9 protein-coding genes are annotated in these 11,916 nt (G+C 73.9%); 5 read left to right on the top strand and 4 right to left on the bottom strand.

Features of this window, described 5'->3' with window-relative positions:
* Positions 1–56 precede the first annotated feature (56 nt).
* Positions 57–1,118, top strand: a complete 1,062-nt coding sequence (locus ACIA8Q_RS16385) for an ATP-dependent DNA ligase (RefSeq protein ID WP_360219427.1) — start codon at positions 57–59, stop codon at positions 1,116–1,118.
* Between the two features lie 63 nt (positions 1,119–1,181).
* Here the strand turns inward: ACIA8Q_RS16385 and ACIA8Q_RS16390 are convergent, their stop codons facing one another.
* Positions 1,182–2,558: a serine hydrolase domain-containing protein gene (locus ACIA8Q_RS16390; RefSeq protein WP_396317344.1), complete on the bottom strand. Its 1,377-nt coding sequence runs from the start codon at positions 2,556–2,558 to the stop codon at positions 1,182–1,184.
* 466 nt (positions 2,559–3,024) lie between these two features.
* On the opposite strand from ACIA8Q_RS16390, the gene tdh reads away from it, so the two are divergent.
* Together tdh and ACIA8Q_RS16400 are read left to right on the top strand one after the other, a co-directional pair.
* On the top strand, positions 3,025–4,053 hold the full coding sequence (gene tdh, locus ACIA8Q_RS16395; RefSeq protein WP_360219421.1) for an L-threonine 3-dehydrogenase: 1,029 nt from the start codon (positions 3,025–3,027) through the stop codon (positions 4,051–4,053).
* A 30-nt stretch (positions 4,054–4,083) separates the two neighbouring features.
* Positions 4,084–5,277 carry a glycine C-acetyltransferase gene (locus ACIA8Q_RS16400; protein WP_360219418.1) on the top strand — a complete coding sequence of 398 codons (1,194 nt, stop codon included), beginning with the start codon at positions 4,084–4,086 and terminating at the stop codon, positions 5,275–5,277.
* 233 nt (positions 5,278–5,510) lie between these two features.
* Here ACIA8Q_RS16400 and ACIA8Q_RS16405 read toward each other — a convergent pair whose 3' ends face one another.
* Both ACIA8Q_RS16405 and ACIA8Q_RS16410 read right to left on the bottom strand, forming a co-directional pair.
* Positions 5,511–7,067 (bottom strand): TolB family protein, encoded by a 1,557-nt coding sequence (locus ACIA8Q_RS16405; RefSeq protein WP_396317345.1) that lies wholly within the window; start codon positions 7,065–7,067, stop codon positions 5,511–5,513.
* A gap of 173 nt (positions 7,068–7,240) precedes the next feature.
* Positions 7,241–8,665: a TolB family protein gene (locus ACIA8Q_RS16410; protein ID WP_396317346.1), complete on the bottom strand. Its 1,425-nt coding sequence runs from the start codon at positions 8,663–8,665 to the stop codon at positions 7,241–7,243.
* A gap of 220 nt (positions 8,666–8,885) precedes the next feature.
* Between ACIA8Q_RS16410 and ACIA8Q_RS16415 the strand changes: the two genes are divergently transcribed.
* Complete coding sequence (locus ACIA8Q_RS16415; protein ID WP_360210220.1) at positions 8,886–9,797, top strand: LysR family transcriptional regulator; 912 nt, start codon at positions 8,886–8,888, stop codon at positions 9,795–9,797.
* A gap of 49 nt (positions 9,798–9,846) precedes the next feature.
* On the opposite strand, the gene ACIA8Q_RS16420 is transcribed toward ACIA8Q_RS16415, so the two are convergent.
* Complete coding sequence (locus tag ACIA8Q_RS16420; RefSeq protein ID WP_360210222.1) at positions 9,847–10,422, bottom strand: N-acetyltransferase; 576 nt, start codon at positions 10,420–10,422, stop codon at positions 9,847–9,849.
* A 462-nt stretch (positions 10,423–10,884) separates the two neighbouring features.
* On the opposite strand from ACIA8Q_RS16420, the gene sbnA reads away from it, so the two are divergent.
* Complete coding sequence (gene sbnA / locus ACIA8Q_RS16425; protein WP_360210224.1) at positions 10,885–11,907, top strand: 2,3-diaminopropionate biosynthesis protein SbnA; 1,023 nt, start codon at positions 10,885–10,887, stop codon at positions 11,905–11,907.
* Positions 11,908–11,916 lie beyond the last annotated feature (9 nt).

Here is an 11,916-nt window from a genome sequence, read left to right on the forward strand (position 1 = left end):
CTCGCCGGCTGCCGCCCGGCGCGCGGCTTCGCACCGGGCGCGCGAGGATCGGAGCCATGGACCTGCCCGTGATGCCGCCGGTGGCACCGATGCTCGCCAAGTCGGTGGCCAGGATCCCGCCCGGGATGCAGTACGAGGCCAAGTGGGACGGCTTCCGCACGATCGTGTTCCGCGACGGCGACGAGGTGGAGCTCGGCAGCCGCACCGGCAAGCCGTTGACCAGGTACTTCCCCGAACTGGTCGAGGCGCTGAAGCGCGAGCTGCCGCCCCGCTGCGTGCTGGACGGCGAGGTGGTGATCGCCCGGGACGGCCGGCTGCGCTTCGAGGAGCTGCTGGAGCGGATCCACCCGGCGGCGAGCCGGGTGCGGCTGCTGGCGGAGCGGACACCGGCCTCCTTCGTCGCCTTCGACCTGCTCGCGCTCGGGGACGTCCCGTTCCTGGACGAGCCGCTGTCGGTGCGCCGGGAGGCGCTGGAGGCGTCGCTCGGCGGGGCGGCGGACCCGGTGTTCACCGCCCCGGCCTCCACCGACCGCGACGTGGCGCAGACCTGGTTCGCCGAGTACGAGGGCGCCGGGCTGGACGGCGTGGTGGCCAAGCCGCTGGACCAGCCCTACCGGCCGGGCGAGCGGACCATGTTCAAGATCAAGCACGAGCGCACCGCCGACTGCGTGGTGGCCGGCTACCGCGAGCACAAGAGCGGCCCGGTGGTCGGCTCGCTGCTGCTCGGCATCAACGACGACGGGGGGCGGCTGCAGCACGTCGGCGTCTGCGCGGCCTTCTCGATGGCCCGGCGCCGCGAACTGGCCGAGGAGCTGGCCCCGTTGCGGATGGCCGAGCTCTCCGGGCACCCCTGGGGGGCCTGGGCGGACGAGGCCGCCCACGCCGAGGGGCGGCTGCCCGGCGCGGTCAGCCGGTGGACCGGCGGCAAGGACCTCTCGTGGATCGCGCTGCGCCCCGAGCGGGTGGTCGAGGTGGCCTACGACCACCTGGAGGGCACCCGCTTCCGGCACACCGCGCAGTTCCGCCGCTGGCGGCCGGACCGCACGCCGGAGAGCTGCACCTACGCGCAGCTGGAGGAGCCGGTCTCGTACGACCTGGCGCGCGTGCTGGGGATCTGACGCCGCGGCGCCCGGCCCCTCCACCGGGAGGGGCCGGGCGCCGCGGCGACTGCCGCCGGGCCGTCAGGTCCGCACGGTGGAGGGGGATCCGGTGCCGGTCGGCGTGCCGGAGCCGGAGCCCGAACCCGACCCGGAGGCCGGCGGGGACGGGGCGGCGGTCGCCGGCGGGATCGAGTAGGGGTTCCTCGGCGAGATGATCTTCGTGATCTCGTTCGCGAACAGCGAGGACGGCTCCGAACCCTGGTACAGCACGTCGGTGTTGAGCAGGATCGTCAGCGTGCTCTGCGCCTGCGGCAGGTAGACCGCCACGCTCTCGTAACCGGGCAGCGAGCCGTTGTGCCCGATCCACCCGTTGTTGTCGAAGATCCCGAAGCCGTAGCCGACCCCGGGGTCGCCGGTCGGCAGGGTCTTCAGCCGTTCGGCCTGGGTGGCCGGCTTGAGGAGGGTCCCGGTGGCCGCGGTCTTCGCCCAGCTCTGCAGGTCGGCGAGGGTGGAGATGATCGCCCCGGCGGTCCAGGCCCACGACGGGTCCCAGTCGGTGGCGTCCTGGATCGACCCGTCGGGCGTCTGGTCGGTGTAGCCGTGGGCGTGCGGGTCGGGGAACTCCGCGCCCACCGGGAAGAGCGTCTGGCCGAGCCCGGCGGGGGTGATCGCCTGGTCCTTGATGAACGGCCCGGCCGGCTGCCCGCCGACCTTCTCCAGCAGCTTGCCGAGGATGATGTAGTTGCTGTTGTTGTACTGGAACTGCGCGCCGGGCGGGAACACGGCCGGGTGCTTGTACCCGTACGCGAGCAGCTGGTCCGGTGTGAACACCCGGTTCGGGTCGCTGATCAGGGTGTTCACGAAGTCCGGGTCGGAGGAGTACGGGAACAGCCCGCTGCGCATCTCGCCGAGCTGGCGCACGGTGATGCCGTCGCCGCCGGGCACGCCGTCCACGTACTTCGCGATCGGGTCGTCCAGGCGGACCTTGCCCTGGTCCACCAGCCGTAGGACGGCCGTCGCCGTGAAGGTCTTGGTCTCGCTGCCGATCCGCATCCGCAGCCCCGGGTCCATCGGCGTCTCGGAGACCTTGTCGGCGACGCCGAAGGACTTCACGTAGGTGCCGGTGGGCGTGGTGATCCCGACGCTGACGCCGGGGACGGCGGCCTGGCTCATCACCCGGGTGATCGCGGCGTCCAGCTGCTTGGTGACGTCGGCCGTCAGCGGCACCACGGCGCCGGAGGAGCCCGCGGCGGACGGGGCCTGCGAGCCGGGGGTGCCGGCGGACGGGCTGACCGCGGCGGGCTCGGCGGTCACGGCCGGCTCGCCGGACTGCCGGGCGGTGGTCGACCCGCCGGAGCAGGCCGAGGCGGCGAGCAGCCCGGTCAGGGCCAGCGCGGCGGCGCTCACGCGGCCGGTGGTGCGGGGTGCGGCCGGACGCGGCCGTCGGGTGTCGGTCATCTGCGCGGGCGCCTCTCTGCGGCCGGGAGCCCCGGAGCGCTGCGCCACGGGGCCGTGGGGGAGCCCCGCCACGGTAAGCACCGCCGGCGGGCGCCCGCGCGCCGGCGGCGGCGGCGCTGGCCCGAACGGCTGCCCCGGTCAGCCGGGTGTCCCAACCGGGCGGCCGGCCGGGCCGCCGTCCGGGTGCCGGGCACCGGGGCCCGCCGGGCGGTCGGTGTCGCGGGTGGCGCCCCGCGCTCGGCCGGACGGGTGAGCACCGGCACGCCGCACCGGCCCCCGTCCCCAGCTCGGGCACGATCGTTTAGCCCAGCTGTGGCCGCCCTTAAGAATTCCTCGATGGACCGCACCCCCTCCCACCAGGCAGATTGCTGCCTGCCCGGAGGACGTCCGCGAGGACGGCCGCACCGGCGCCCTCCGGCCTGCCCACCCCGAAGGCCGTCCACTCGCACGTCAGGAGCCGTCGCCCGTGAAGGCACTCGTCAAGCAGCAGGCCGAGCCCGGCCTCTGGCTGGTGGACGTCCCGAAGCCCGAGATCGGTCCCGGCGAGGTGCTGATCAAGGTGCTGCGGACTGGCATCTGCGGCACCGACCTGCACATCCGCAAGTGGGACGGCTGGGCGCAGCAGACCATCAGGACCCCGCTCGTCCTCGGCCACGAGTTCGTCGGCGAGGTCGCCGAGCTCGGCGCCGGCGTCGCGGACATCTCGGTCGGCGACCTGGTCAGCGGCGAGGGCCACCTGGTCTGCGGCAAGTGCCGCAACTGCCTGGCCGGCCGCCGCCACCTGTGCCGCAACACGGTCGGTCTGGGCGTCAACCGCGACGGCGCCTTCGCCGAGTACGTGGCGCTGCCCGCCTCCAACGTCTGGGTGCACCGGGTGCCGGTCGACCTGGACGTCGCCGCGATCTTCGACCCCTTCGGCAACGCCGTGCACACCGCGCTGTCCTTCCCGCTGGTCGGCGAGGACGTGCTGGTGACCGGCGCCGGTCCGATCGGCATCATGGCCGCCGCCGTCGCCAAGCACGCCGGTGCCCGCAACGTGATGATCACCGACGTCTCCCCGTACCGCCTGGACCTGGCCCGCGAGGTCGGCGTCACGCTGGCGCTGAACGTCGCGGAGCACACCATCGAGGAGGGCCAGCAGAAGCTCGGCCTGCGCGAGGGCTTCGACGTCGGCCTGGAGATGTCCGGCCGCCCCGAGGCGATGCAGTCGATGATCGCCAACATGACGCACGGCGGCAAGATCGCCATGCTGGGCCTGCCCGCCGAGCAGTTCCCGGTCGACTGGGCCTCGATCGTCACCTCGATGATCACCATCAAGGGCATCTACGGCCGCGAGATGTTCGAGACCTGGTACGCGATGTCGGTGCTGCTGGAGGGCGGCCTGGACCTCAGCCCGGTGATCACCGGCCGGTACGCCGCCACCGACTTCGAGGCCGCGTTCGACGACGCCGCCAGTGGCAACTGCGGCAAGATCATCCTCGACTGGACCGCCTGAGCCACCCCGCCGACTTGTGAGGAGTCCGCAGTGTTCGACAACGTGCGCGCCGACATCGCCACCACCATCGACGAGATCCGCGAGGCGGGCCTGTTCAAGCCCGAGCGCGTCATCGGCACCCCGCAGAGCGCCGCGGTCACCGTCACCGGCGGCGGCCGCCCCGGCGAGGTGCTGAACTTCTGCGCCAACAACTACCTCGGCCTGGCCGACCACCCCGAGGTGCTGGCCGCGGCCAAGGACGCGCTGGACCGCTGGGGCTACGGCATGGCCTCGGTGCGCTTCATCTGCGGCACCCAGGACGTCCACAAGGAGCTCGAGGACCGCCTGTCGGCCTTCCTCGGCCAGGAGGACACCATCCTGTACTCCTCCTGCTTCGACGCCAACGGCGGTGTCTTCGAGACCCTGCTCGACGACCGCGACGCCGTCATCTCCGACGCGCTCAACCACGCCAGCATCATCGACGGCATCCGCCTCAGCAAGGCCCGCCGCCACCGCTACGCCAACCGCGACATGGCCGACCTGGAGAAGCAGCTCCAGGACAGCCAGGACGCCCGCCGCCGCCTGATCGTCACCGACGGCGTCTTCTCGATGGACGGCTACGTCGCCCCGCTGCAGGAGATCTGCGACCTCGCCGACCGCTACGACGCGATGGTCATGGTCGACGACTCGCACGCCGTCGGCTTCGTCGGCGCGGGCGGCCGCGGCACCCCCGAACTGCACGGCGTGATGGACCGTGTGGACATCATCACCGGCACCCTCGGCAAGGCGCTCGGCGGCGCCTCCGGCGGCTACGTGGCCGCCCGCCGGGAGATCGTCGCCCTGCTGCGCCAGCGCTCCCGCCCGTACCTGTTCTCCAACTCGCTCGCCCCGGTGATCGCGGCGGCCTCGCTGAAGGTGCTCGACCTGGTCGAGAACTCCAACGAGCTGCGCGAGCGGCTGGCGGCCAACACCGCGCTGTTCCGCTCGAAGATGACCGAGGCCGGCTTCGAGATCCTCCCGGGCGACCACCCGATCGCCCCGGTGATGATCGGCGACGCGGCCCGCGCCGGCCGGCTCGCCGAACTGCTCCTGGAGCGCGGGGTGTACGTGATCGGGTTCTCCTACCCGGTCGTCCCGCACGGCCAGGCCCGGATCCGGGTGCAGCTGTCCGCCGCGCACTCCACCGAGGACGTCGAGCGCGCCGTCGCCGCCTTCGTGGACGCGCGCGCCGCACTGGGCGAGTAACGCCCCACCGGGCCCGGCAGGGGCCCGCACGGACGCCCGCGGGCCGGTCCGCTCGGAACCGGACCGGCCCGCGGGCCCACCACCACGAACCACCTGCCCCACCCTCCCGCCGCGGGGGCGGGACGCCGGCCCGGCCGACGTCCCGCCCCCGTCGCGGTTCCCCGGGAGCCGTTCTCCGGGGCCGTCCGCCCGGCGCGGTCCGCGCGGAGGGCGCCGCCGCGGGGCGGGGCCGGTCAGTCGTCCTCGTCCTGGCCCTGGTCGTCGCCGTCGCCGTGCTGCCCGGCGGTGCGGGCGAAGACCTGGTAGCCGGTGCTCTCCGGGCCGCCCGCGCCGGCGGTCAGGTTCCCGCTGGTCGAGCCGAAGACCACGGTGTCCCCGTCGGCGTCCACGAAGGGGTCGACCGAGGAGCCGTTGCCCAGGGAGCCGTCCGGGGCGGTGGAGACCCGCTCGGTGCGGCCGGTGCGCAGGTCGTGGCGGTACACGTCCCACCCCGCGTGCTGCGGGCCGGCCACCAGGTTGTCGGCGGCGGAGGAGAAGTACACCCAGCGGTTGTCGGCGGTGATCCGGCCGTGGTCGGAGGTGCCGACCGAGCTGGTGCCGGGCAGCCCGCCGCTGACCTTCGTCACGGTGCCCGTCCTGAGGTCCCGGACGTACAGCACGAGGTGGTACCGGTGGCCGTTGGTCGACCCGCCGGGCTCGGGGAGGGCGTAGACCGCGCGCCGCCCGTCCGGGCTGATCGTCGCGTCGAAGCTCGCGAAGCCGAGCTTGCCGTCCTGGTCGAGGCTGGCGGCGGAGATCCGGCCGGAGGCCACGTCGTAGGTGTAGTAGGCGCCGGTCGTCGGCCGGGCGAGGTTCGGCCGCGCCACGCCCTCGCGGGCGCCGCGGGGCAGGGCGGGGGCGGTGCCCGGGGCCGGCTCGACGTCGGCGGCGCCGCCGGCCGCGGCGCCCGCGGCGGCCGGGGCGGCGAGGGCCGGGGTCTGCCCGGCCGGCAGCAGGTTGCCGGCGAACGAGGTGAAGCCGACGGTGCGGCCGTCCGCGCTGATCGTCGGGTTGAGGGACATGCCGTCGCCCGGCTTGCCGTCCGTGCCGAGGGTGACCAGGCGGGTCCGCCCCGTCCAGCGGTCGGTGACGTAGACGTTGTAGTCCCAGGTGTACGGCCGGGCGAGCGAGGGGTCGCCGCCCCCGGGCTCGGGCACGAGGTCGGTCCGGCTGGACACGAAGGCCACGTAGCGGCCGTTCGCGCTGATCGACGGCGCGTACGAGGCGTGGAACCTGTCGCCGTCGGTGCTGGTGAGCCCGCCGCTGACCAGCTCGGTGCGGCCGGTCCTGCGGTCGCGGACGTACACCTCGGAGCGGCCCTGCAGCTGCATGCCGGGCAGGACGTTCTGGGCGTCGCTCGCGAAGGCGACGTAGCGGCCGTCGGCGTTGATCGCGACGTAGTCGGTGAAGCCGTCCAGCGCCGAGCCGTCGTCGGCCAGGTTGACCCGCTCGGTGCGGCCGGTGCGAAGGTCCCGGACGTAGGCGTCCCGCCCGCTCTTGGCCGGCTGGGACACCAGGTTCTTGGCCCAGGAGGTGAACAGGGCGTAGTGGCCGTCGGCGCTGACGCCCTGGCCCCACGACTGGTCGTCGGGCGCGGTGCCGTTCACGCCGACACTGACCTGGACGGTGCCGCGCGGCGCCGGGGCGGCCTGGGCGGGGGCGGCGGTCGCGGCGAGCACGGCGACGGCCGCCAGGACGCTTCCGCCGCCGGCCAGCCACCGGTTGCGGGTGGTACGGGTGCTGCGTGCCATGTGGTCGGTCCTCCCCTTCGATCGCCCGGCCGGGCTCCCTCCCGGCGGCGGGCTCGGGGAGAGCCAATCGCCGGGAGGCGCGGGTGGTCAACGGCTATCGGTGATCCCGGCGGAAAATACGTCAACAAACGTATCCCGCCGGGGAGTCGGGCCGGGGCGGGGCGGCCGGGCGGTCAGAGGCGGCGCCGGAAGACGTCCGTGACGTTGTTGGTGTCGCCCGGGACGAGGTCGCCGTCGGTGGCGTCGAAGACCACGGTGCCGCCCAGCGCGTCCACGTACGGGGTGAACGACGAGGCGGTGCTCTGCGCGCCGTCCCGGGTGAGGCTCACCCGCTCGGTGCGGCCGGTCCACAGGTCGCGGCGGAAGACGTCCGACTGCTGGTTGGTGTCGTCGGGCACGAGCGTCTCGACGTCGGAGGTGAAGTACACCCAGCGGCTGTCCAGGGTCATGACGCCCTCGTAGGAGGACAGGTCGGTGCTGGTGCCGGGCAGCGGGGTGCTGACCTGGGTGACCTTGCCGGTCGCCAGCTCGCGGGCGTAGACGACCAGGTGGATCCCGTGCGAGCCGGGCCGCCCGCCGGGCTGCGGGACGCTGTAGACCGCGAAGCGGCCGTCGGGGCTGATCCGGCCGTCCTGGCCGGTGGCCCGGAACGCCCCGGTCTCGTCGTAGCTCGCGCCGCTGATCCTGCCGGTGCCGGCGTTCCAGACGTAGAACGGGCAGAACCGGGGCACCGCCAGCCGGGGTCCGGCGCCGGGGGCGGGCGCGGGCGGCGCGGCGTCGTCCGCGCCGCCCGGGGCGGGGTCGGCGGGGTCGGCGGGGGTCTCCTCGGGCGGGCGCAGGTTGCTCGCCCGCGAGGTGAAGCCGACGGTGCGGCCGTCCGCGCTCAGGGTCGGTTCGAAGGAGTTCTGGTCGGCCGGCGAGCCGTCGGCGCCCACCGTGACCAGCCGGGTGGTGCCGGTCCAGCGGTCGGTGACGTACACGTTCTGCCGGCCGCGCCGGACGTTCCCCCCGAGGTCGGTGCGGTCGGAGGCGAAGGCGACGTAGCGGCCGTCCCAGCTCAGGCTCGGGTTGACGGCCATCCGGATGCTCTGGTCGTCGGTCGTCGCGCCGGTACCGGCGGAGACCAGCTCGGTGCGCCCGGTCCACAGGTCGCGGACGAAGACGTCGTAGGCGTGCTTCTGCTGCCCGGGCAGCACGTTGGTGGCGGCGGTGCTGAACGCGACGTAGTGGCCGTCGGCGCTGATCGTGGCGTCGTAGACGTCCGCGTTCAGCCGGGACCCGTCGCCGGCCAGGCCGACCTCGGCGACGTGGCCGTTGCGGAGGTCCTTGACGTAGAGGCCCTCGCTGCCGTCGGCGTGGCTCGGGGCGAGGCCGGTCGCGGTGGAGCGGAACAGCACCGTGCGGCCGTCCGCGGTCACCCCGAGCGGGTACGAGTCGCCGTTCAGCTGCTCGCCCTTCGGGCCCTCGCTCACCCGGGCGGTGTCGCCCTTGGGCGGGCGGGCCTGGGCCGCGGGCAGCGCGGCGCCGGCCGCGACGGCGGCCGTGACCAGGACGCAGGCGGTGCGCGCCAGCCGGCGGCGGGAACGTGCGGTGGTCATGGATCATCCTCCCCTGATGACGGCGCCGGGCCGCCGGATCCCCCGGGCCCGGCTCGGGAACGAGCCAATCGCCGCCCGGCCGGAGCGGTCAACCGGGCGAAGGGATCTCGTCCGGAAATACGCCAGGGGTCGTACCGCCGGTGGCGTCCGGGCACCACCCGGGCCGCCGCCCGCGCCCGCACCCGCCCGGACGGCCCCCGCACGCTGGCAGAATTGGCCTGTGATCGACGCAAGACGGCTGCGGACCCTGCGGGCCGTGGCGGACCACCGCACCGTGACCGCCGCGGCGGCCGCCCTCTACCTGACCCCGTCCGCGGTCTCCCAGCAGCTGGCCGCCCTGGAACAGGAGACCGGCCACCACCTGCTCGCCCGCGAGGGCCGAGGGGTGCGGCTGACCGCCGCCGGGGAGATCCTGCTCGGCCACGCCGACGTGGTGCTCGCCCAGCTGGAGCGCGCCGAGGCCGACCTCGCCGCCTACAGCGCGGGCGTCTCCGGAGAGGTCACCGTGGCCTCCTTCGCCACCGGCATCGCGCTCGTCCTCGCCCCGGCGATCGGCCTGCTGGCCGGGCGGGCGCCCGGCGTCCGGCTCAAGGTGCTGGACGCGGAGGGCGACGCCAGCCTGCCGATGGTCCTGGACGGCCGGGCCGACCTCGCCGTGGCCGTCGAGTACCGGGGCGCCCCGCGGGCCGACGACGCCCGGCTCACCCGCGTCCCGCTGTACGCCGAGCCGTTCGAGGCGGTGCTGCCGCTCGGCCACCCGCTGGCGGCCGAGGAGGGCGCGCTCGCCGTCGCCGCCCTCGCCGACGAACCGTGGATCGGGCCCTACCCGGGCAACCCGTGCCACGACGTGGTGCTGCTGGCCTGCGAGCACGCCGGGTTCCAGCCGCGCCTGGTGCACTCCTCCGACGACTTCCGGGCCGTGGTCGCCCTCGCCTCGGCCGGTGCCGGGGTCGCCCTGGTGCCGAGCTCGGCGCTGCGCGGCGTCGAGCTCGGGCAGGTCGCCGTCCGGCGGGTGGACAGCGAGCTCGCCACCCGCCGGGTGTTCGCGGCCGTCCGGGCCGGGGCCGACGGCCACCCGCTGATCCGGCCGGTGCTGGACGCGCTCGCCGAGGCCGCGGTGGCGGAGGCCTGACGGCGCCCCGGCCGGTGCGGGGGGAGGGGCGTCGCCGCCTGACGGCCGGTCAACTCCGGCGCAGGTCCAGCATGGCGAACACCTTGTCGTAGCGGCGTTCGCCGACGGCGACGTAGTCCCGCAGCCGCCCGTACTCGGTGAAGCCGAGGGAGGCGTAGAGGTGCAGGGCGTCGGCGTTGTCGCCGCGGGCGTCCAGGGTGAGCACCTCGATGCCGGCCGCCCGTGCGTCCGCGATCAGCGCCGCGGTGAGCGCCCGCCCGATGCCGCGCCCCTGGGCGGCGGAGGAGACCGCGAGCTTCTCCAGGTCCGCGTGCGGGCGGTGGGTCGGGCGCCGGTGGCGCAGCCAGTAGCCGAATCCGGCCGGCCGCCCGCCCAGGTAGGCCGCCCGCAGGGCGCCGTCCCCGGCCCGGGAGCGGGTCAGCACCTCCTCGACCAGGTCCGCGACCTCCGCCGCCGACGGCGGCTCCAGCCACCCCAGCGCGGCGCCCGCCGCCACCAGCTCCGCCAGGATCCGGTGCGCGCCGGCCGCGAACTCGCCGTCCGCCCCGGCCCGTTCGGCCACCTCCGCGGTGTCGAGGATGACGAGGTCCGCTGGGGTCGCCGCAGGCGTCGTGTTCCGGCTCATGCCCGGCAGCCTAACGGCGCGGGCCCCGCCCGCCGGCCGGTCCCCGGCGGCGGGCGGTGTGCCGGGGTGCGGCGTGCCGTGCGGCAGCGGGCGGGGCGGATCCCGGAGTGCTAAATTCCGGTCGGCCGGTTTTCCGTGGCAGTCCGTTCCGAATCACTTCCGCGGGTCGCGAAAGGCCCGGTCGGGGATTTGGTCAACAATTCGTTGAGCCGTCCGCCGGCCATCTCAAATTCAGCTGTGATGCCCGTCACTCTACGCGAGTCGCGACAGTTTGCATGTACGGATCAGTCGGCATGTACGGCGCAAACCGGACAAAGCTCACCTTGATCAACCGTCATCACATGCGGAAGGATGCGTTCAGGCGTTGCGCCGGTATTCCAACAGGAAACACATTCTGCGACCCATCACGGGACCACCGTCCACGGATGTCGCGGCGGCCGATTTTGGGGAGGAATTAGCCGCATGGCTTCGCATGGGCCTAGTGAAACGATCAGGGTCGGGGCGCCGCACGACGTCGTCTTCGACCAGGTCTTCGTCGACCTCTCTCCGATGCTCGGGCAGGCCCTCTCGCTGAAGTGCGAGGGCTTCAACTTCGCCGGATCCGTCAAGGTCAAGGCCGCCGCCGGAATGGTGCGGGCGGCCGAGGAGGCGGGGCGCCTCCACCCGGGGTCGACGATCATCGAGTCGTCGTCGGGGAGCCTCGGGATCGCCCTGGCGTCGATCGCCGCGCACAGCGGCTACCGGTTCGTGTGCGTCACGGACGTGCGCTGCAACGAGCGGAACATCCTCCTCATGGAGTCCCTGGGCGCCGAGGTGGTGGTCATCTCGGAGCCCGACGAGAACGGCGGGTTCCTCGGGAGCCGGATCCGCCACGTCAAGGAGGCGTGCGCGGCCGACCCGTCGCTGCTCTGGCTGAACCAGTACGCCAACGAGGGCAACTGGCGGGCCCACTACCAGGCCACCGCGCCGTCGATCGTCCGGAGCTTCCCCGATCTCGAATTCCTCTTCGTCGGCGCCGGGACGACCGGCACGCTGACCGGCTGCGGGCGATTCCTGAAGGAGATCGGCCACCCGGCCAAGGTGGTGGCCGTGGACGCCGTCGGATCCATCACCTTCGGCGGCCCGTCCGGCCGGCGGCTCATTCCCGGGCTCGGGTCCAGCCACCGCCCGGACATCGTCGACGAAAGCGTGGTCGACGAGATCGTGCTGGTCGAGGAAATAGACACCATTCGTACGTGCAGATATCTCGCCGGGCGCGGATTCCTTTTCGGCGGATCGACCGGCACGGTGGTTTCCGGGGCTTTCCGGAGATTGCGCGAGGAGCGCCCCGGGGCCTGCGCCGTGGCGATTTCCCCGGATTTCGGGGAGCGTTATCTCGACACCGTCTACAGTGACCACTGGGTCCGGGAGCACTTCGGCGACATCGGCCGGTTCGACCCGTTCGAGGAGCCGATCACCCCGGCCGTCGAGCTCGCCCGCGGATAAGAAGCTGAT

The sequence above is a fragment of the Kitasatospora sp. NPDC051705 genome, from assembly GCF_044453265.1.
Taxonomy (GTDB): Bacteria; Actinomycetota; Actinomycetes; order Streptomycetales; family Streptomycetaceae; genus Kitasatospora.

Coding starts and splice junctions, on each gene's coding strand:
- ACIA8Q_RS16385 (WP_360219427.1), top strand. CDS start 57: ATGGACCTGCCCGTGATGCCGCCGGTGGCACCGATGCTCGCCAAGTCG.
- ACIA8Q_RS16390 (WP_396317344.1), bottom strand. CDS start 2,558: ATGACCGACACCCGACGGCCGCGTCCGGCCGCACCCCGCACCACCGGC.
- ACIA8Q_RS16405 (WP_396317345.1), bottom strand. CDS start 7,067: ATGGCACGCAGCACCCGTACCACCCGCAACCGGTGGCTGGCCGGCGGC.
- ACIA8Q_RS16410 (WP_396317346.1), bottom strand. CDS start 8,665: ATGACCACCGCACGTTCCCGCCGCCGGCTGGCGCGCACCGCCTGCGTC.
- ACIA8Q_RS16420 (WP_360210222.1), bottom strand. CDS start 10,422: ATGAGCCGGAACACGACGCCTGCGGCGACCCCAGCGGACCTCGTCATC.
- sbnA (WP_360210224.1), top strand. CDS start 10,885: ATGGCTTCGCATGGGCCTAGTGAAACGATCAGGGTCGGGGCGCCGCAC.